Annotated in this window: 17 protein-coding genes, 1 other RNA gene and 2 pseudogenes; 12 read left to right on the top strand and 8 right to left on the bottom strand. The window is 65.1% G+C overall.

Annotation, left to right across the window (positions count from 1 at the left end; translation table 11 throughout):
- The first annotated feature begins 102 nt into the window (after nt 1-102).
- Together pmbA and XcyCFBP4188_RS08545 are read left to right on the top strand one after the other, a co-directional pair.
- Nucleotides 103-1470, top strand: coding sequence for a metalloprotease PmbA (gene pmbA / locus XcyCFBP4188_RS08550; protein ID WP_006449956.1), 1368 nt, complete (start codon nt 103-105; stop codon nt 1468-1470).
- A 143-nt stretch (nt 1471-1613) separates the two neighbouring features.
- Nucleotides 1614-2003 carry a DUF4870 domain-containing protein gene (locus XcyCFBP4188_RS08545; protein WP_006449957.1) on the top strand — a complete coding sequence of 130 codons (390 nt, stop codon included), beginning with the start codon at nt 1614-1616 and terminating at the stop codon, nt 2001-2003.
- Between the two features lie 71 nt (nt 2004-2074).
- Here XcyCFBP4188_RS08545 and XcyCFBP4188_RS08540 read toward each other — a convergent pair whose 3' ends face one another.
- The 5 genes from XcyCFBP4188_RS08540 to XcyCFBP4188_RS08520 all read right to left on the bottom strand — a co-directional run bounded on the left by XcyCFBP4188_RS08540 (nt 2075) and on the right by XcyCFBP4188_RS08520 (nt 7861).
- Nucleotides 2075-3163, bottom strand: a complete 1089-nt coding sequence (locus XcyCFBP4188_RS08540) for a M35 family metalloendopeptidase (RefSeq protein ID WP_104591933.1) — start codon at nt 3161-3163, stop codon at nt 2075-2077.
- 432 nt (nt 3164-3595) lie between these two features.
- The gene (locus tag XcyCFBP4188_RS08535) at nt 3596-4471 is read right to left on the bottom strand and encodes a polyprenyl synthetase family protein (protein ID WP_006449959.1); all 876 of its coding nucleotides are present in this window, start codon (nt 4469-4471) and stop codon (nt 3596-3598) included.
- Nucleotide 4472: 1 nt separating this feature from the next.
- Complete coding sequence (locus XcyCFBP4188_RS08530) at nt 4473-4736, bottom strand: exodeoxyribonuclease VII small subunit (protein ID WP_006449960.1); 264 nt, start codon at nt 4734-4736, stop codon at nt 4473-4475.
- A 31-nt stretch (nt 4737-4767) separates the two neighbouring features.
- On the bottom strand, nt 4768-6063 hold the full coding sequence (gene tilS, locus XcyCFBP4188_RS08525) for a tRNA lysidine(34) synthetase TilS (RefSeq protein WP_006449961.1): 1296 nt from the start codon (nt 6061-6063) through the stop codon (nt 4768-4770).
- Between the two features lie 91 nt (nt 6064-6154).
- Nucleotides 6155-7861, bottom strand: a complete 1707-nt coding sequence (locus XcyCFBP4188_RS08520) for an alkaline phosphatase (protein WP_104591932.1) — start codon at nt 7859-7861, stop codon at nt 6155-6157.
- A gap of 142 nt (nt 7862-8003) precedes the next feature.
- Between XcyCFBP4188_RS08520 and XcyCFBP4188_RS08515 the strand changes: the two genes are divergently transcribed.
- The 3 genes from XcyCFBP4188_RS08515 (at nt 8004) to XcyCFBP4188_RS08505 (ending at nt 10776) form a co-directional block, all read left to right on the top strand.
- A complete protein-coding gene (locus tag XcyCFBP4188_RS08515) occupies nt 8004-9344 on the top strand; it encodes a dicarboxylate/amino acid:cation symporter (RefSeq protein ID WP_006449963.1) in 1341 nt (446 codons plus the stop codon).
- Between the two features lie 13 nt (nt 9345-9357).
- Nucleotides 9358-10194 carry a class I SAM-dependent methyltransferase gene (locus XcyCFBP4188_RS08510; protein WP_006449964.1) on the top strand — a complete coding sequence of 279 codons (837 nt, stop codon included), beginning with the start codon at nt 9358-9360 and terminating at the stop codon, nt 10192-10194.
- Between the two features lie 90 nt (nt 10195-10284).
- A complete protein-coding gene (locus XcyCFBP4188_RS08505; protein ID WP_006449965.1) occupies nt 10285-10776 on the top strand; it encodes an acyl-CoA thioesterase in 492 nt (163 codons plus the stop codon).
- 169 nt (nt 10777-10945) lie between these two features.
- On the opposite strand, the gene XcyCFBP4188_RS08500 is transcribed toward XcyCFBP4188_RS08505, so the two are convergent.
- Both XcyCFBP4188_RS08500 and XcyCFBP4188_RS08495 read right to left on the bottom strand, forming a co-directional pair.
- A complete protein-coding gene (locus XcyCFBP4188_RS08500) occupies nt 10946-11695 on the bottom strand; it encodes a C40 family peptidase (protein WP_006449966.1) in 750 nt (249 codons plus the stop codon).
- A 109-nt stretch (nt 11696-11804) separates the two neighbouring features.
- A pseudogene (locus XcyCFBP4188_RS08495) lies at nt 11805-12462 on the bottom strand (C40 family peptidase).
- Between XcyCFBP4188_RS08495 and XcyCFBP4188_RS08490 the strand changes: the two are divergent.
- From XcyCFBP4188_RS08490 to XcyCFBP4188_RS08465, 7 genes and pseudogenes are all read left to right on the top strand, one after another.
- Nucleotides 12461-12940 (top strand): FKBP-type peptidyl-prolyl cis-trans isomerase, encoded by a 480-nt coding sequence (locus XcyCFBP4188_RS08490; RefSeq protein ID WP_006449968.1) that lies wholly within the window; start codon nt 12461-12463, stop codon nt 12938-12940. The pseudogene XcyCFBP4188_RS08495 and the gene XcyCFBP4188_RS08490 overlap by 2 nt on opposite strands.
- A gap of 61 nt (nt 12941-13001) precedes the next feature.
- Nucleotides 13002-13077: non-coding RNA, sX9 sRNA (locus XcyCFBP4188_RS08485), on the top strand.
- Between the two features lie 86 nt (nt 13078-13163).
- The gene (locus XcyCFBP4188_RS08480; RefSeq protein ID WP_104591922.1) at nt 13164-14408 is read left to right on the top strand and encodes a DUF418 domain-containing protein; all 1245 of its coding nucleotides are present in this window, start codon (nt 13164-13166) and stop codon (nt 14406-14408) included.
- A 205-nt stretch (nt 14409-14613) separates the two neighbouring features.
- Nucleotides 14614-14754, top strand: a pseudogene (locus XcyCFBP4188_RS23355) (amino acid dehydrogenase); the annotation flags it as partial.
- Nucleotides 14751-16121, top strand: a complete 1371-nt coding sequence (gorA, locus tag XcyCFBP4188_RS08475) for a glutathione-disulfide reductase (RefSeq protein ID WP_006449971.1) — start codon at nt 14751-14753, stop codon at nt 16119-16121. The pseudogene XcyCFBP4188_RS23355 and the gene gorA, both read left to right, overlap by 4 nt.
- A gap of 277 nt (nt 16122-16398) precedes the next feature.
- Nucleotides 16399-16806: an MGMT family protein gene (locus XcyCFBP4188_RS08470; RefSeq protein WP_043910468.1), complete on the top strand. Its 408-nt coding sequence runs from the start codon at nt 16399-16401 to the stop codon at nt 16804-16806.
- A 40-nt stretch (nt 16807-16846) separates the two neighbouring features.
- A complete protein-coding gene (locus XcyCFBP4188_RS08465) occupies nt 16847-17542 on the top strand; it encodes a rhomboid family intramembrane serine protease (protein WP_043889734.1) in 696 nt (231 codons plus the stop codon).
- Nucleotides 17543-17787: 245 nt separating this feature from the next.
- Here the strand turns inward: XcyCFBP4188_RS08465 and XcyCFBP4188_RS08460 are convergent, their stop codons facing one another.
- Nucleotides 17788-19800, bottom strand: a complete 2013-nt coding sequence (locus XcyCFBP4188_RS08460; protein WP_006452362.1) for a M13 family metallopeptidase — start codon at nt 19798-19800, stop codon at nt 17788-17790.
- Between the last annotated feature and the right edge of the window lie 162 nt (nt 19801-19962).

The raw sequence follows: 19962 nt of genomic DNA, 5'->3' as shown, positions 1-19962 counted from the left end.
GAACGGCCGGGCGCCGGCGGAACACTCCGCACTGAATTCAGACACTCCGGCCAACGATGGCCGAGCTTTTGCGGAAGGATCCGCGTTCCTAAGGATAAAGCATTGAACGCACTCTCCTCCGAAACACGTGTCCACGACGACAGCCTGCAGCGCCTGGACGCGCTCACCGACATCGCGCAGCGCCTGCTCGAGCGCGCGCGTGCGGCCGGCGCCACCCAGGCCGAAGTGAGCTGCAGCGAAGAGCGCGGCCTGGACGTCAACGTGCGGCTGGGCGATGTGGAAACGGTGGAATCCACCCGCGACCGCGGCATCGCGGTCACCGTCTACTTCGGCAAGCGCAAGGGCAGCGCCAGCACCGCAGATCTGCAGGATTCCAGCCTGGAATCCACCGTCGCCCAGGCCTGTGCGATCGCCCGCTATACCGAAGACGACGTGGCCGCCGGCCTGGCCGATCCGGAACTGATGGCGCGCGAGTTCCCCGAACTGGACAGCTGGCACCCGTGGGCGCTTGACGCCGACACCGCGGTGGACCTGGCGCTGGCCTGCGAAACCGCCGGGCGCGATGCCGATACGCGGATCAGCAATTCCGATGGCGCCTCGGCCAGCACCGGGCTCAGCCTGTCGGTGTATGCCAACTCGCATGGCTTCATCGGCCGCGAGCGCGGCACCCATCATTCGATCAGCTGCGCGCTGATCGCCGGGCAGGGCGACGGTATGCAGCGCGATGGCTGGTACAGCAGCGCGCTGGCGCGCGAAGACCTGGAAGCGCCCGAGGCGATCGGCCGCCACGCTGCCGAGCGCACCCTGGCGCGGCTGCAACCGCGTTCGCTCCCCACCGGCCAGCTGCCGGTGTTGTTTGCGCCGGAAGTGGCGCGCTCGCTGGTCGGCCATCTGCTTGGCGCGGTCTCCGGTGGCGCGCTGTATCGGCGTGCCAGCTTCCTGCTCGACAGTGTCGGTACCAAGCTGTTCCCGGACTGGTTCAACATCGAAGAACTGCCGCACCTGCGCCGCGGTCTGCGCTCGGCCGCCTTCGACGGTGAAGGCGTGGCGACGCGACGTTCGGCACTGATTACCGATGGTGTGCTGCAGCGCTATGTCCTGGGCAGCTATTCGGCGCGCAAACTTGGCTTGCAGACCACCGCCAATGCCGGCGGCGTGCACAACCTGCAGGTCACTGCGAATGCGGGCGATCTGGCCTCGATGATGTCCGGCATGTCGCGCGGTCTGCTGGTCACCGAACTGATGGGCAACGGCGTCAATCCAGTGACCGGCGATTACTCGCGCGGCGCCGGTGGTTTCTGGATCGAGAACGGCGTGATCGCCTATCCGGTCGACGGCCTGACCATCGCCGGCAACCTGCGCGAGATGTTCGCCGGCATCGAGGCGGTAGGCAACGATGTGGATCCGCGTTCGCACGTCAAGATCGGTGCGGTGCTGCTCAACCGCATGACGGTGGCGGGCGACAGCTGAGCGCGCCGATCGAAACGGCTGCACTCACAGCTCCCGACGACTGCCGTGGAGCATCGCAAGCGAGACCATGTCTTCCCGCACTGGTGGCTGGCTGAAGGGTTGCTATAGTCCGCCGCACCACAACCATGCATGGGGAGACATAGATGAGCGACTTCGAGTCACACGCTGCACCGCCGCCACCGCCGATCGGCACCAGCTCGCCGTCGGAGGAGCGCACCCTGGCGCTGGCCGCGCATCTGCTCGGCATCCTCACGTCCTTCATCGGCGCATTGGTGATCTGGCTGATCAGCAAGGACGCCAGCCCGTCCAAGCCGTTCGCCACCGACCAGGCCAAGGAAGCGTTGAATTTCCAGATCACCGTGATCATCGCCTATGTGGCTGCGGTGATCCTGACCATCGTGTCGTTCGGCATTCTGTTCTTTGTGCCGACGCTGGTGTGGATCGCCAACCTGGTGCTTTGCATCCTGGCCGCAGTCAAGGCCAACAACGGCGAGCATTACCGTTATCCGTTCACGCTGCGCCTGATCAAGTAATCCGGCGCGGTGCAAATGACAAAGGCCCGGCAGCGATGCCGGGCCTTTGGCGTTTCAGACGGACTGCTGGATCAGTTCTGCGCCGGGGTGTTCTCGGCGAAGTACTCGTGGCTGTCGGCATTGGTGATCGCCTGGGCCGGGTTGCTGATCGCCAGGCTGCGCGCGCCGGACTGGCCATACACGCGGTCCTGGGTGCCGGCCACTGCGGTGAAGTGGCTCATCTCGTGCACCAGCGTGCCGGCCTTGGAGTCGGTGCCCTGGGTCGGCGCGCTCCAGAACGCGTTGCAGACGTAGATCTCGTAAGGCGCGTTTGCATAGACGTACGCGTAGGCGCTGTCGGTGCAATTGCAGTTGATGGTGATCTGGCCGTTGTTCTGGTCCAGCGCGTTGTCGATGGCCACGAAGTTCTGGCTGACGCGGCTGTAGCGCGAGGCGTTGTAGGCGCCGAACCAGGTGGTGTAGCGCGCGCCGGTGCTGCCCGCATTGAGGTAATTGCGCGCGTTCTGCGAGTAGGCGCGGGCCGCCGTGACCGCGCTGCCGGCCTGGCTGGTGCGGGTGGTGCTGCAGTTGAGATAGTTGATGCCGTTGACCACGGCGGTCGGGCCGACTGCGAGCTGGCGCTGCGCGCCGCGCCGCGCACCGTCCAGCCAGACGGTGAGCGGGGTGCTGGTGGCCACGGCCGGCTCGCCGTTGGCCGCCTTCATCAGGCTGCCATCGGACAGTGAGGCGTATTGCAGCGACGAACGGACCTGGATGGTGTAGTTGCCGCTGGTGGACAGATCGTAGGCACCCGCCAGATCGACCTCGCCCTGCACACTCTGGCCGGGCTTGAGGATGGTGAAGTCGGCCGCCTTGGGCAGGCCGCGCTTGACCAGGCGCCCGGTGTAGTTCACCGGCGTACCATCGCGGCTGACGTCCAGAATGCCGTTATCCAGTGACTTCAGCGGCAGTTGGTAGGTCGGGACGCGGGCGATCTGGCTGCCGTTGTTGGTAACGGTGACGGCGATCTTGCCTTGGTGCCGCCCAGCCTGATCGGCGACCGGCGCCAGTTCGATGGTCAACGGAACCGGGCCGCGCACGGATTGCGCCTGCGCCGATCCGAGCACGCCAACAACGGCCAACGTACCTGCTGCAAACGATGCGAGAAAAACATTCTTCACCAGCAACTCTCCATGTGATCGGGGGATGTCCGCTGAACGCGGGCAGACCAACCTAGGCAGAGCGAGCGGGCACGACAAGACAATCGATTAGTGCTGTTTTTGTCCTGCTGATGGCGCTGGAATGGCAAATATGGACAGAAATGGCGACAATTTGGCTCCAAGGTGTGCGTCCATCCACATTTTTAACGCACGCTGCATAAATTCCCTTGTGAAAATTTATGGAGAGAGAATTTACGTTTTGTAACGCAGAACCCCGGTTATTCGAGGACGCTCGACGCCTCCACCGTGCGCTGGCGCACGGTGTGCGCAGATGTCGGCGCGATCGCAGGATCGATGCATGCATCGCTGCCGTTGGGGAGCGACCACGCAGCGACGTCCGGGTTTGATCGCGTGGGCCGTTTGTATGGGTGCGTGGTCGTTTTGAGCGTCGCGCTAGTGTGCGCGGTCCACCGCAAACCGGCCCAGCGTCGCCAGCGTTTCGCCGGGCTGGCCGTAGGGCTGCAGGACGTCGTGCATGCGCGTGGCCAGCTCTGCCAGCTTGGCCTTGGCGCCCTCCATCCCGAGCAGGGCGGGATAGGTGGATTTGGATTGCGCAGCGTCCTTGCCGGCGGTCTTGCCCAACTGCGCCGAGCTCGATTCCACATCCAGGATGTCGTCGCGCACCTGGAACGCCAGGCCCAGCGCATCGGCAAAGGCGTCCAGGCGCTGCTGGTCGGCATGCGCGGCGCCACCGGTCAACGCGCCCATGCGCACCGCCGCGCGGATCAGCGCGCCGGTCTTGAGTGCATGCATGCGTTCCAGGTCGCTCAGCGATTGCAGCTGGCCGGTGGCATCGATATCCAGTGCCTGGCCACCGCACATGCCGGCAGCGCCTGCAGCGCTGGCCAGGCTTTGCAGCCAGCCGACCCGCAGGTCGGCACTCACCGATGCCGCAGCCAATAGTTCGAACGCGCGCGTCTGCAGCGCATCGCCGGCCAGAATCGCCGTGGCTTCATCGAAGGCGATATGTACGGTGGGCTGGCCGCGGCGCAGCGCGTCGTCGTCCATCGCCGGCAGATCGTCGTGCACCAGCGAATAGGCGTGGATCAGCTCCACCGCCACGGCAGGGGTGTCCAGGCTGTCTTCGTCGGCGTCGAACAGCGCGCCGGTCGCATACACCAGCAACGGACGCATGCGCTTGCCGCCGCCCAGTACCGCATGCCGCATGGCGGCGTGCAGGCGTTGCGGGGCAAGCGCTGTGCTTGGCAGGCATGCCTCCAGGCTGCGTTCGGTACGGGCGATCCAGTGATCGAACAACGCCGAACTCACCTCAGCTGCCGTCCGGCGACGGCGGTTCGAAGGCTTCTGCCAGATCGGGGCGGGCGGGGTCGGTCAGCATGCGGACGCGCAGTTCGGCGTGTTCCAGTGCCTGCTGGCAATCGCGGTACAAGCCGATGCCGCGCTCATAGGCCATGAGCGATTGCTCCAGGCTCTGGTCGCCGACTTCCATCTTCTGCACCAGTTGCTCGAGTTCTTCCAGCGACTGTTCGAAGCGGGCAACCGGGGATGTTTCGTTCAAGGACTTCTTGGCCATCGGTAAAGTGTGCGGCGCGCGCGCAGGCGGGTCAATTCGCAGCTGTGTTGCTGTGCCATCGCAACGCTGCGTTATTGGCCTGCAGCCAGTTGTTCAATGCGGCCGAGATGATGCGATCGCCGGCGGCGAGTACCTGGTCGCCGTCCCACAGGATCGGCAGGCGTTCGCGTTCCCAGGGTGGTAGATCCAGTTCCTGCAGCAGGTGCTTGAGGCGATGCGAGTGCGCACGTTGCGGCAACACGATGCGCTCGCCACTATGGCGTGCGCACACCAGCAGGGGTTGCGCGAAGCGCAGGCCGGGGGCGCCGTGTAACTGCAACTGCGCGCCATCGGGCAGCTGCAGCGCCGCCTGGCCATCCCAGTGCGTCTGCCACTGCGGCGGCCATTCTGCGTGTGGGCGAAGTAAATACAGACACTGGCGCCAGCGACGCACTTCGACCTGTTGCCAGGCAAAGCGCGCTTGCCGGTCCGGTGCGTGGTTGTCGATTTCCTGCTCCAGCGCGGTGATGCCATGTGCGGGCAGCGGCGGGGCGTGTGCCGCACTCACCCAGGCGCGTAGCAGGCGCGGCCGACGTGTCGCCGGCTGCGCACGCAACCGCTGCAGATCCAGCGCGCCGGTTGCGGTCAGCATCGTGGGCAGCAGCGCGGTGTCCTCTTGCAGCAGCAACGCGCTGGCATCGGCACTCAGGTGCGCACTGCGCGCCAACGCCTCGGCGGCCTGTGGCCAGCGTTGCTGCAGCAGAGGCATGAGCTGGGTGCGCAGGAAGTTGCGGTCGTACCGTATGTCGGCATTGCTGGGGTCTTCGATCCATTCCAGCCCATGTGCCTGCGCATAGGCCAGCAAGTCGGTGCGTGCATGGTGCAGCAGTGGACGCCACAGCATGCCGCCTGCGAATGGACGCTGCGCGCGCATGGCAGCCAAGCCGTCCGGGCCGGAAGCGCGCAGGGCACGCAGCAGGAAGGTTTCGGCCTGGTCGTCGCGATGGTGCGCCAGCGTTAGCCATTCGCCGGGCGTGAGTGTTTCGGCAAACGCGGCGTGGCGCGCATGGCGTGCGGCCGCTTCCAGACCCAGGCCGCTGTCGCGCGCGACCTTCACGCGCGCGATCTGCAAGGGAATCTGCAATGCATCGCATTGGCGCTGGCAATGCGCAGCCCATGCATCGGCGTCGGCGTGCAAGCCGTGATGCACGTGCACCGCGCGCAAGCCGATGTTGCGATAGCGAGGCGCGGCTGCCAGCAGCTGCAGCAACACGCCCGAATCCATGCCGCCGCTGTAGGCGACAAGGATCGGGCCCGGCGGCATCGCAGGGAGCGCCAGGGCAGTCATCTGTGCATGCCGATCAAGACAGCGCTGCGGCAAGGTGCGACCGGTAGCGGATTGCCACCGCCTGCCAATCGCAACGGCGCAACACTGCACATCAACGCTTGGTCGCAGTCTCGAACGCCGCCGATGCCGGCAACTCCACCGGCACGCCGGCGCTGTCGCAGGTGCCGGCCTTGCACAGGCGCTCGCGCAGGCGCGGGGTGGCCTGCACGATGACGTGGTAGATCACGTTCTCTTCCAGCGTGCCGCGGAAGGCCGCGCTGCCCGGGCCGGTGGCCCAGATGCCGACGTCTTCGCCGCCATGGCTTTCGGATTTGGTCGGCACCAGCGATTCCTGCATGTAGCTGGGCGCTTCGGTGTCGACGTGGGTCAGATCCGGGCGTCCGGAAGCAGGCTCGCTGGTGCTGGGTTCGTGCGGATACTTCTTCGGTCCGGCCGGTTGCGCGTTGCTGGCGCCGGTGTGGCCGGGTCCGTTGGCGTAGCTCAGCGTGGTGTAGGGCTGGCCGGCCAGGTCGGTAGCCAGCTGGGTGCGGTCGCCTTCTTCGCCGCCGGTGCCGCGCACCTTGCCCAGGATCGGATTGCCGCGCACCGGGTAGCCGACGAAGTTGAGCGTATGCGAGTGGTCGGCGGTGACGATGATCAGCGTGTCCGGCGGTGCAGTCTGCACGGCGGTGCGCACTGCATCGGACAGCGACACGGTCTCGTCGAGCGCGCGGTAGGCATTGCCGGCATGGTTGGCATGATCGATGCGGCCGCCTTCGATCATCAGCACAAAGCCGTTCGGGTCGCGCGACAGCGACTGGATCGCGGTGCGGGTCATCTCGGTCAGGCTGGGCTCGCCTTGCGGGGTGCGATTGCGGTCGTGGTCGAACTGCATGTGATCCGGTTCGAACAGGCCCAGCAGCGCGGGTGCGCCGGCGGCTGCTTTTAATTGCTGTTCGTTCCAGACATAGGCGCCCTGCGGGTGCGCCTGCTTCCATTCGGCGACCAGATCGCGGCCATCCAGGCGCAGGCCGACCTTGTCGTCGTACTCGGGGTCGCGCTCTTGCACGGTCTGGAACTGGCTGCGCCCGCCGCCCAGCACCACCTGCGGGCCGCGTCCGAAGCGCGCGGTGGACAGTAGTTGCTGAGCGATGTCCTGGCAGCCGGCAGTGCGTGCGGACTCGGGCAGGTCGGTGTCGTTCTCCCAGTTGCGGTCCGGCGAATGCGCGTAGGTGGCCGCCGGGGTGGCGTGGGTGAGGCGGGTTGTGGTGACGATGCCGGTCGCCATGCCGGCGCTGTCGGCCAGTTGCAGCCAGCTCAGCAGCCCCTTGCCCAGGCTGTCGGCGCAGTCGCTGCGGTTGCCGCTGCTGACGCCGATCGCGCCCATATGCGTTTTCACCCCGGTGGTGATCGCGGTCATGGTGCCGGACGAATCGGGCGTCTGCGAATCGGTGTTGTAGGTCTTGCTGAAGGCGGTGGCCGGGAACTGCTCCCACGACAGCAGGTTCTCTTCGCCCGGCCCGCCCTTGCGCTGGCCATCCAGAATGCGCGCGGCGGCCACCGTGGTCAGGCTCATGCCGTCGCCCAGGAACAGGATCACATTGCGTGCCCGCCCGGCCATCGCGCCGTTGCCGGCTGCGCGCGCGGCGCCCGAGCGGTACCACCATTGCGGCGTCTCGCCGGCGGGATGCGTCACCTGCGGCACCTCCACGTGCACGGCGGCAGGCGCGGACGCACTGGTGCCGGTGGTGGAAGCGCAGGCGGCGACACACAAGGTGGTCAGGGCGGCGAGGGCAGGCAGGCGGTAACGCATCGGTATCGAACTCGTGACTGAATCAGCACGCATTATGCCGGGATGCCTGGTGTCACACAGATGACACACCGCTGTTCCAGTCGTGGTCTCGCGGCCAGCGCGGGCCTGAGCTATCGTGCATGCACTCTCCCCCCGGATGATTCGACGCATGACATTGGTCTCGGCCTGGTTGCGCATTCCGTTCTGGCAACGCGTGGTGGCCGGCTTCGTGCTGGGTGCGATCGCCGGAGCGGCCATGGGCCCTGCAGCCGATGTGTGGTTCGGCCCACTCGGCGATCTGTACGTCACCCTGATCAAGATGATCGCGATCCCGCTGGTGTTCTTCGCGGTGATCAATGCGATCTCCTCGCTGCACGGGCAAAAATCCGTCGCCGCGCTCGGCGGGCGTACCTTTCTGTGGTTTGTCATCACCGCCGCGCTGGCGGTGGGCGTGGGTCTGGCAGTGGGCACGCTCATGCAGCCCGGCGCCGGCCATTTCAGCCTGAGCGTGGATTCGGCCTGGAAACCGCGCGATGTGCCCAGCCCGATCAAGGTGCTTCTGGATGTGGTGCCCTCCAACCCGTTCTACGCACTGACCGGCATCGGCACCAAGACCAATGCGGCCGGCGAGACGGTCCTGGCGGCCGGGCGCGGTTCTATCCTGCCGGTGATCTTCTTCGCCGCGCTGCTGGGCTTTGCGATGGTCAAGCTCGGCGAGCGCGTGGCCGAGGCGCGCAAGCTCACCGCGCAACTGAGCGACATCATGATCCAGGTCACCCGCTTCGTGCTGGAGATGACCCCGCTCGGCACCTTCGGCCTGATCGCCGGTCTGGTGGGCAGCTACGGCTTTGCGAAGCTGTTGCCGTTCGGCAATTTCGTACTGGCGCTGTATGTGGCCTGCGCGATCCACATCGTGGTGGTCTACAGCAGCTTGTTGTTGTTGCATGGATTGAATCCGTGGAAGTTCTTCCGTGGTGCGGCGCCGGGCATGCAGGTGGCATTCGTCAGTTCGTCCAGCTTTGCCGCGATGCCGGTGGCGATGCGCTCGATCACGCATAACCTGGGCGTCAGCAAGGATTACGCCGCGTTCGCGGTGCCGCTGGGTGCCAGCATCAAGATGGATGGCTGCGGCGCGATCTTCCCCGCCTTGTGCGCGGTGTTCATTGCGCAATACACCGGCGTGCCACTGACTGCCAATCAGTATTTCGTGGTGTTGATCGCTTCTGTACTCGGCAGCTTCGGCACGGCCGGCGTACCGGGCACTGCGGTGATCATGGCCACCGTGGTGCTCAGTGCGGCCAACCTGCCGCTGGAAGTCATCGGCTATCTGTATGCGATCGACCGCATCCTCGACATGATGCGCACCATGACCAACGTGACCGGGCAGATGCTGGTACCGGTGCTGGTGGCCAAGGAAACCGGTTTGTTGGACAAGGCGGTCTACGAGTCGGCATCGACCAATGTGGGGCTGGAAGATCCGCTGACCGATCGCGCCAGCTCGCAGCGCTGACCGCGACCGACCGATGAGTGTTGGATTTCCCGCGCTGCGCGATCGGCTGCAGCAGTTGTCCGAGCTGGAGAGCATTGACGGCGTATTCGTGCAGCGCTCGTTGGCCGATGATCCGTTCGAGCAGCAGTATCTGGAGATTCGGCGCAAGGAAGGCCGGCTCTACACCGATGCGCAGGTGCGCAGCCTGCCAAGGCCTAGCGGCAAGCTCGGCATGACGCTGGAATGGCGGGTGCGCGCGCTGTCCAGCGCGTTGTTGGTGCAGCATCTACAGGCGCGTGCAGGCGAGGGCGCCATTCTCGAACTGGGTTGCGGCAACGGCTGGCTGTCGCAGTTGCTGGCGCAATCGCTGCAACGCGACGTCTGCGGTATCGACGTCAATCGCACCGAACTGACCCAGGCCGCACGCGTATTCGGCCACGACCAGCGCCTGAGTTTCATCGCCGCCGACATCCAGACCCTGGCACTGCCACGTGATCTTTTCGACGTCATCGTGCTGCCGGCCTGCATCCAGTATTTCGCCGACCCCGCCGCGCTGGTCATCCGCTTGCTCGCCCAACTGCGCGACGGCGGCGAACTGCACATCCTCGACAGCCCGCTGTACGCAGACCCGCAACGCGCCAGCGAAAGCGCCGCGCGCAGCCTGCACTACTTCACCGAGCTGGGTGTGCCCGCACTGGCCGCGCACTACCATCAACACACTTACGCCACGTTTGATCGGTTTGCAGTGCAATGGCTATTCGACCCGCGACGGCCGAGTGCGCGCCTGCGGCGGATGTTCAAGTTGAAACAGCTGCATTTCCCTTGGTTGTGTTTGCGCAAGCAGGACAACATTGAAGCGATACGCGGTTGATCGAATACACCCGGAACGTCGAATGTCCCTGCGCGCTTCTGTCGCACCTGCATGGCACACTGCCAGCTCATCCATTGACGAGGGCGGGCGGTGATTGGCGAGCAGCGTGATCTGACATTCCGTTTTCTGGCCGAGCCCAGCGACGTCAACTTCGGCGGCAAGGTGCACGGCGGCGTGGTGATGAAGTGGATCGACCAGGTGGGCTTTGCCGCGGCCAGTGGCTGGAGCGGGCATTACTGCGTCACTGTGGCGGTGGGTGGCATTCGCTTTGTGGCGCCGGTACGGATCGGGGATCTGGTCGCGGTGTCGGCCAAGCTGGTCTACACCGGGCGCACCAGCATGCATTTCGCCATCGATGTGCGGGCGCGCAGCCCCATGGGCGGCGACTCGCGGCTTTGCACGCATTGCATCATCGTGTTCGTGGCGATGGATCCAGACGGGATCACACCGGTGGCAGTGCCCTCATGGCAGCCGGACACGCCTGAGGATCAGCGCCTGGCCGAGTACGCGCTCAAGGTGATGGAACTGAGCAAGGGCATCGAGGACACCATGTCGCATTACAAGGCGGATGCTGCGCACTGACCGAGTGGCTGCGCACCGGGTGACCCGTGTGGGATCCACGTGTTTGCGCGGTGTTGCGGTCGATTGGTTCACTGCGGTTGAAGCACAAACCTAAAAAACCACTGCCACGAAAAAGGCCGCGGGATCGCCGCGGCCTTCGTCTGTCATGCAGTGGATCAGGCGCCGGGAATCACAGCACCCGACGCGCCTGGATGAACTTCTCGCTCCAGTAACCGCTGGCCAGCGAATCCACGCGCACGTCCTTGCCGCGGCTGGGCGCATGCAGGAACTTGCCGTCGCCGACCACCAGGCCGACATGGTCGATGCGACCACGCCGGCCGAAGAACACCAGATCGCCCGCCTTGAGCGCGGAGGGGTCCTTGATCAGTTCGGCCGATTCGTCGCGGGCGATATCACGCGAGACGCGCGGCAGGTCGATGCCCAGGGCGGTCTTGAACACATAGCCGACCAGGCCGCTGCAGTCGAAGCCTTCGGTGGACTCGCCGCCCCAGACGTACGGGGTGCCGAGCAGGGCCATGGCGCGTTGCAGGATCACTTGGACACGGCTGTCGGCCACGGCGTTCTGGGCGGCGTTGGCCGCGCTCTGCGAAACGTCATAGTTGGCCAGCAGGCGGCTGAGGTCGCCGGCGAACATCGCCGAACGGTCCATCAGCGGAATGGCGTCATTGGCGGCCAGATGCGGAAGCAGGGCGGCCAGGGTTGCGGTGGCAGCGGCGTCGGCGCGGCTGCGGGTTGCGGCTTTCTCGGCGGCGACGGCGCTGTCTGGCGTGGTCGTCTGCGGAACGGATGAGGGAGCGTTGGCGGTCTGTGCCAGAGCGGGAAGGGCTGCGAGCCAAAGAGCGGTGGCGCACAGCAGGCGGAGCGGTTTCCGGGGCGGAAGCGGTGCGGCGCCAGGATTGATCTGTTCGTCGTTCGTCACGCGGGAATCACATTTCTGCTGTCGATGCGCGATGATGCCTTGGTGAAAGAATCGTTACGTTCAAAAAAGGTTAAATTTCCGTTCTGTGACTTGTGATGAACGTCACGTTTCAATGTAAAACACGCTTTGAACCTGAATAATGGTCACGCCAGTAGGCTCCGTCCAGGAAATCCAAGCGGACTGTACCGCCGGTGCTGGGGGCATGCACAAAGCGGCCTTCACCGACATAAATGCCGACATGGGTGACGTTGCCGCTGGAGCCGAAAAACACCAGATCGCCGGTCGCCAGCTTTTCGGGCGAAATTCTGGGTCCCTGGATGGCGGCCAGCTCACGCGAGGTACGTGGCAGCGCCAACGCCAATACATCCTTGTAAACATAGGCGACCAGGCCGCTGCAGTCGAAACCGGTTTCCGGCGTGTTGCCGCCAAACAGGTAGGGCGTGCCGACCAGGCCCAAGGCGCGCATCAGGATGTTGTTGGCTGCGGCCGGGTCTGCAGGCGGTACCTGCGGCCATACGCGCGCAGTCGGCGGTGGGGCGGCAGCCTGGCGACGCACCAGGGTCTGTGCGCAACCGCCCAACAGCACGAGCAGGCCCAGCAATGCACTGGCCGCAACACGACGGGTGTGAGCGGCGAAAACTGGCGTGATAGGCATGGAGCCGGGATAATGGTCTGTTCGTAGAGGTCGCCATGATGGCGGCGCACCCGGCGGCCGACAAGCCGTCCTCCACTGTCTGCCACCGGGCAGCCCATTCAGAGCCAGGCATGAAGATCGAAAAAGACAGCGTCGTCCGCTTCCACTACACCGTTTCGGAGATCGGCCAGGAGCCGATCGAGAGCTCCAAGGAACGTGACCCGTTGGCGATCATGATCGGCCACGGCAACATCATTCCGGGCCTGGAAGCGGCCATGATGGACAAAGAGGCCGGCGAGAGCTTCGGCGTGGACGTCAAGGCCACCGAGGCCTACGGCGAATACCGCGAGGGCCTGAGCCAGCGCGTGCCGAAGAAGCACTTCGGCGCCACCAAGCTGGCACCGGGTACCCAGGTGATGCTGCAGACCAACTTCGGCCCGCGCGCAGTGACGGTGCAGAAGGTCGGCATGAGCGTGGTCGATGTGGATCTCAACCACCCGATGGCCGGCAAGGATCTGCACTTCGATGTGGAAATCATCGACGTGCGTGAAGCCACCCAGGAAGAGCGCGACCACGGACATGTGCATGGCGAAGGCGGCCATCACCACTGAGCGTGGTGATTGAAACGCGTGCGCAGCCGTCAGGCGGGCGTGGTCGGCGCTCCAAATCGGCATGTGTTACGCGTACACGCCGATTTCCGGACGCCTTCCGCTTTCAGCTGACGAGCGATTGCGGCGTTTTGCCAGCCAGGCTGGATGACCTCTGTATGTTGAACGGCCCGCCACCTTGGCGGGCTGTTTGCATTTTGTCGTGCACACCACGCTCCGAGCCTTGATGACACCACGCGATTTTCTGCAGCCCATTGCCGCAACCGAGCGCATCGTCGTGCTGGATGTGCTGCGCGGCTTTGCGCTGCTGGGCATCCTGCTGATGAATATCGAAGCCTTCGTCGGCCCGCTCGATCTGGCGCTCACCGGCGTGGATCCGCACTGGCATGGCATCGATCGTGTTGCCGATGCGCTGGTCTACTTCTTCGTGCAGGGCAAGTTCTACACCTTGTTCGCGTTGTTGTTCGGCATGGGCTTTGCGGTGATGGCGCAGCGCGCCGAGCAGGCCGGGCGCGCGTTTTTCGGCACGTATCTGCGGCGGACCCTTGGATTGCTGGCGATCGGGCTGGCCCATGCATTGCTGCTGTGGTCCGGCGATATTCTGGTGACCTACGCCTTGCTGGCGTTGCTGTTGCTGGCCACCCGCTCGGTGCCAACGGTGGCGCTGCCGTGGGTTGCGGCGCTGGTGTACTGCTGCGCGCCTGGCTTGATGCTGCTGTACGGCGCGGCAGGGACGTTGACGCAGGCCGATCCGGCAGCTGCGATGGAGTGGAAGGCGGCGATGGCCGATGCGGCGCAGCAGGCGGTCGCGAACGTACAGGCGCAGCGCGCCGCGTACGGCAGCGGCACGTACCTGCAAGCGACGCTGCAGCGCTGGCATGACCTGCAGGAAGCGATGACCGGGCTGAGCATCAATGGCCCGGCGATGCTTGGCATGTTTCTGTTGGGCAGCTGGTTTGTGCGCAGCGGCGCGATTGCCGCACCCGAGCGCTTTCCGCGTCTGTTTCGCACGTTGCGTTATGGCGTGTTGCCGCTCGGGCTGGGCGTGATGCTGGTGAGTTATGCGTTGGAGCCGTGGATGGATCCGGCGCGTCTGGACTTGCGTGTGTCGGGCGCCTTCGCCTTGTCGTTGATCGCCGGGCCGCTGATGAGCCTGGGTTATGCCGCATGGGTGGTGCGGCTTGCACCGCGCCTGGCGTGGCTCGTACCGGCCGGGCGCATGGCGTTGACCAACTATCTGCTGCAGTCGTTGTTATGTACGTGGGTGTTCTACGGTTACGGGCTTGGTTATTTCGAGCAGTTGCCGCGCGCATGGCAGCTGCCGTTTGCGCTGGGGTTGTTCGCGCTGCAGGTGGTGCTGAGTCGGCTGTGGCTGCGCTGGTTCCGCTTCGGGCCGATGGAGTGGCTGTGGCGTAGCGTGACCTATCTGCGCGTGCCGCCGATGCGACATGGCAGCGCGTGCCTGGAGTGACACGTGTCGTAGCACGCGTATTGCTGCGGGTTGCGCGGCATTGCACTGTGCGCAGTTCCCAGGCCAGGTCTGCAGGCCCAGCACGCAGTGGTGGGCAGGATCATGACGTATTGCTCGTCGCTGCCATGACGACTGGATCGCCGGTGACAGGTTGATTGCGCCCGATTGCAGCCGATAGACAAACCATGCGCGACCTGCCGTCCGTCCTCACGTCTGGCTCGCGGCAGGGCATGGCATGCTCGCCATCAGCATGAGCACTGCAAGCGAACAACTGATGGCCGATCTGATCACGGGCCGCGCACCTGCGCTGGACCCGCCTGTTTACCGCGCGGAGCGATTCGCATGAGCGCCCGTTACGACTACGACGTGGTGATCCTGGGCGGCGGTTCCGGTGGATTGGCGGCGGCATTTCGCGCGGCAAAACACGGCGCCCGCGTGGCGATCATGGAGCCGAACGAGTTGGGTGGCACCTGCGTCAATCTGGGCTGCGTACCGAAGAAGGCGATGTGGTTGGCAGCCGATCTGGCCGGAAAAATCGCACTGGCCAGCGCGCTCGGTTTCGATGTGCCGCGGCCGACATTGGCGTGGCAGGAACTGGTCACGCATCGGCAGGGCTACATCGCCAACATCCATGCCAGTTATCGGCGCCGGCTCGATGAGGATGGCGTGGTGATGATTCCGCAACGCGGCGTGTTGCAGGACCGGCACACCCTCATGGGCAGCGACGGCGTGCCGGTGACCGCCGAGCACATCGTGATCGCCACCGGTGCGCATCCACTGCGCCCGGACGTGGACGGTGCCGAGCACGGCGAAGTGTCCGACGATTTCTTCAATCTCTGCCATGCGCCCGCACAGGTGGCGATTGTCGGTGGCGGCTATATCGCGGTTGAAATCGCCGGCTTGCTGCAGGCGCTGGGTAGCCGCGTGCATCTGTTCGTGCAGGGCGAGCGGCTGCTGGAGCGTTTCGATGCCGAACTGACCCTGCAGCTGGCCGACAACCTGCGCCATCTCGGCGTGCGCCTGCATTTCGGATTTTGTACCACCGGCCTGGAGCGCGATGCCGACGGTGGGCTGCATGTGCATGGGCACCCGGCGCATACGAGCGAGCAGGGCAATGATGTCTTCGACAAGGTGTTTTTTGCCGCGGGTCGACGCGCCAATACCGCTGGGCTGGGTCTGGAGGCGGTTGGTATCGCGCTGGGCGAAAAAGGCGAAATCGTGGTGGACGAGGGTCAGACCACCAGCGTGCCGAATATTCATGCGATCGGCGATGTCGGCGGCAAGGTCGGGCTGACGCCGGTGGCGATCACGGCCGGTCGCAAGCTGATGGATCGCCTGTTCGGCAATCAGCCGGATGCGCGCATGGACTACGAAGGCGTGCCGAGCGTGGTGTTCTCGCATCCGCCGCTCGGGCATGTTGGACTGACCGAAGAGCAGGCGCGCGAGCGTTACCACGGTGCAGTGCGCGTCTACCGCAGCAACTTCCGCCCGATGCTGCATGCACTGGCCGATTCACCCCAGCGCAGCCTGTTCAAACTGGTGTGCGTGGGCGAGGAGGAGCGCGTGGTCGGTGTGCACCTGCTGGGCGAGAGTGCGGACGAAATGCTGCAGGGGTTTGCGGTGGCAGTGAAGATGGGCGCGACCAAGCGCGACTTCGACGAGACCGTGGCGATTCATCCCACTTCGTCCGAAGAGATTGTGTTGATGCATTGAGGTGGTGGTTGCGGCAGCTGTGGCGGTTGTAGCTGCGCGGACGAGAGCAGCAGCTCAAAGCCCCTCTCCCCCGGGAGAGGGGGTGGGGTGAGGGTCGGTACAAGCGATGCATCGATCAACCTGGAGCCGGTGTTCAATGTCGGCGGTACCTCATTCGGCGTTGCGTAGCGTTTGACTGCCTTGCTTGTTCAGCCGTGCGTGGCTGCGCCCGTACCCTCACCCCAACCCCTCTCCCGGCGGGAGAGGGGCTTCTATCCTTAAGTGGCATTCTTGCGTGATGTCCAAGCCTCGCCAAGCCAGTCCTCGTCCGTGTGCCAAGCCAGCTGCGCGTTCCGCGTCCAATGGTGCGGCGCTCTCCAGCGAGCAGGCACGACTGCGCATCTTTGAAGTGATCCGTGCGATTCCTTCCGGCCAGATTGCCGGTTACGGCGAAGTCGCGCTGCGTGCCGGCCTTCCCGGTCGGGCGCGGCTGGTGGCGCGCGTACTCAGCGGCAACGACGATCCGCAGCTGCCCTGGCATCGTGTGCTGCGCAGCGATGGCCGGATCGCGTTGCCGGAAGGCTCGTCTGGCTACCGCGAGCAATGTCGGCGCCTGCGTGCCGAGGGCGTTGCGGTGGAGCAGGGGCGGGTGCGGCGTGCCAGTGCCGCGCAAACCCTGGATGCGGCTGTGTGGGGGCCTTCATAAGCCTGCCGTTATGATGGTTGGCATTCCGAAGGATGCCGCCATGCCACAACTGCCGCCCGTCACCAAAGCGTTATTGATCGCCAATATCGGCTTGTTCCTGTTGCAGTGGGCATTGGGCGACCTGGGCGCCGGTGTGCTGCCCTCCGATGCGGCGTTGTCGTCGCTGATGTTGTGGCCGATTTCCAACGGTTTCGATGCGTTCTCGCCCGGCGCCAGCTTCATGCCGTGGCAGTTGCTGACCTATGCGTTTTTGCACGGTGGCTTCAACCATCTGTTCTTCAACATGCTGGCGCTTTTCATGTTCGGCGCGGCGCTGGAGCAAACCTGGGGGCAGAAACGCTTTCTGACCTATTACCTGGTGTGTGTGGCCGGCGCTGGCGTGTGCCAGCTGCTGATGGCCTGGTTCACCCAGAGTGGCGCACCGGTGGTGGGTGCCTCGGGCGGGGTGTTTGGCCTGTTGCTGGCCTACGGCATGTTGTTTCCCAACCAGCGGGTGATGCTGCTGTTTCCGCCGATCCCGATGAAGGCGCGCACCTTCGTGATTGTGTTCGGTGCGATCGAACTGTTTCTGGGTGCAACCGGCTGGCAGCCGGGCGTGGCGCATTTCGCGCATCTGGGCGGCATGCTGTTCGGTTGGCTGATGATTCGTTACTGGCGTGGCCAATCGCCGTTCGGCGGCAGCGGCGGCAAGGGTGGGAAAGGTGGTCGCAAGCCGCCGTTGCGCGTGGTGCGTTGAGAGAGTGGCGGCGGATCAGATAGGCGCTGAGCGGTAGGAGCGGCCTTGGCCGCGATGGGGCGTTATCGGTAACGCCTCATCGCGGCCAGGGCCGCTCCTACGAAGAGCAGGGCGTGGTTCTTCGGGATGGAAGAACGTGCGAGACAGACAAAACGAGACAGACAAAAAAAGAGCGCGGAATCCGCGCTCTTTTTTATTTCCAGTGACTGGGTGTTTATTTCCAGTGACTGTGTCTGGCGCTGAAATCAGCGCCAGATCTTCAACTGCTCGGTATCCACACGCTGCATCGGCTGGCCCGGCTTGCAGGTGAACGCTGCACCGAACTCGGGCAAGTTGGACAGCGGGCCGTTGGTACGCCACTGGCCCGGCGCACGGATATCTGCGCTTGCACGCTGCACCGCTTCGTTCGGCGACAGCTGCTGTGCCCACAGGCCGGCCCAGGCAGTGAAGAACGCCTGCTTGTCGGCCTCGGTGGCGGCCGGCTGGGCCTTGCTGAAGGCCTGCCAGGCCAGTTCGATGCCGGCCAGGTCGGCCAGGTTTTCTTCGGCGGTCTGCGCGCCGTTGACCTTGACGTTGGGCACGCCCGGGTACGGATAAGCGGCGAACTGATTGGCCACCTTGCCAGTCAGCAACGTCCAGCTGGTCTTCTCGGCCGGCGTCCACCAGCTGCGCAACTCGCCCTTGGCATCCACCAGCGAGCCCTTGGCGTCGATGGCACGGGTGATTTCGTGTGCCACCAGCGCGCCGTAGGCGCCGTACTGCGCGGCCGGGGTGCTGCCGGCGGTCAGCACCGGTGCCTGCAATACGGCGGCGGTGATGATCAGACGGTTCTGCGCGATGTCGTAGGCCACTGCCGGCTGCTGCGGCAGTACGTCCCAACGACGGTCGGCGTTGCCCTTGCCGATGCGCTTCATTTCTTCGCGGTGACGCCAGGTCGAGGCGATCAGCATGTTGCCGCCGAAGCTGCCGCGGCCCATCGGCTGCACGGTGTAGTCCAGGTCACGACGCGGTGCGCCGACCTCGATCTTCATCGCCGACAGTTTGGCCTTGGCTTCGGCGATCACCTCGCCGTTGCCCCAGCCGGTGCGCTCCAGCGCGGCCAGCTGTGCATCGCGCACTTGGTCGGCAATGGCTTCGGCCTGACGGCGGGTGTCGCTGCTCAGGTAACGCGCCACGTATTCGCGACCGAGCATCGGGCCGGCGGCGATATTGATCGCGTCCAGCACCTGCTGCCAGCGCTGCGGCGGCAATGCATCGCCACGCAGCAGACGGCCGCGGAACTGGTATTCGGCATCGTGGAAGCTCTTGGACAGATACGGCGCCATCGCATCGCCCACGCGCCAGCGCAGATAGGCCTTCCACTGGTCCGGCTTGATGCTGACGATCATGCTGTCGAGCTGCTTGAACATGGCCGGGTCGGCCATCGACACCAGATCGTCCTTGACGCCCTGCGCTTCCAGAAAGTCGGCCAGGCGCAGGTTCTTGTACTGCTTGGTCAGTTCCTTGGTGGCGATCGGGGCGTAGTTGTTGAACGGGTTGTTGATGCCCGGCACCGACTGCGCACTGCGTGCCAGCGCGGTTTCGATCTGCAGTACCGACGCCGCATCGGCTTCGAGGCGGTCGGCCGGGGTGCCGGTCAGCGCCAGCATCTGCTTGACGTAGCTGCGGTAGCGGCCCATCAGCGCCTGGGTGTCGGCATCGGTGCGGGTGTAGAACGCCGGATCAGGCAGGCCCATGCCGCCTTGCATGAAGTAACCGATGTGGCGATCCAGGGCCCTCAGATCCACGTCCGGACCGAAGTTGAAGCCGACCGGGATACCGACCTGATGCAGCGCGGCGATGGAAGCGGGCACATCCTTGGCCTTCTTGATCGCGTCGATGCGCGCCAGCAAGGGGGCGATGGGGTTGGAGCCGTCCTTTTCGACCGAGGCTTCGTCCAGGCCGCTGGCCCAGAAGTCGCCGAGCAACTTCTGCACGTTGCCCTGCGGGGTCTTCATCGAGGCGTCCAGCAATTCGCGCTGCTGCTGCAGGGCGCGCTCGGACAACTGGCCCAGTGCGGTGACGGCGCCGGTCTGCGGCAACGGATTGGCCTTGAGCCAGCCGGCATTGGCGTAATCGTAGAAATCGGTACACGCCGCCGAGACGGCCGGGGCCTTGGGAGCGGCCTTCTTCTTGCGCGCGGCGTCGGCGTCGGGGGCGGACAGCAGCGTGATCAGGCTGAAGCCAAGAGCGAGGGCAAGCGGACGAATGGTGGGCATCGAGAAGAAGGGTGGCCAGATTGAAGTCGGCGGAGTTTAGCAAGGCTGCGCCTCGTGCAGGCGGGCGCGAGCTGCCGTTTGTCCTCGGTGCCGGCCGCTTGCATGAACGCGACAGGACCGCGGGTGCGGGCCTGTGCGTGTTGCTGTCGTGTTGAAAGCGCT

The organism is Xanthomonas hortorum pv. cynarae (assembly GCF_002939985.1).
In the GTDB taxonomy this organism is placed as follows: domain Bacteria; phylum Pseudomonadota; class Gammaproteobacteria; order Xanthomonadales; family Xanthomonadaceae; genus Xanthomonas; species Xanthomonas hortorum_D.
Note: the sequence above shows the minus strand (reverse complement) of the source record. Positions and strands in the feature narration are given on the sequence as shown.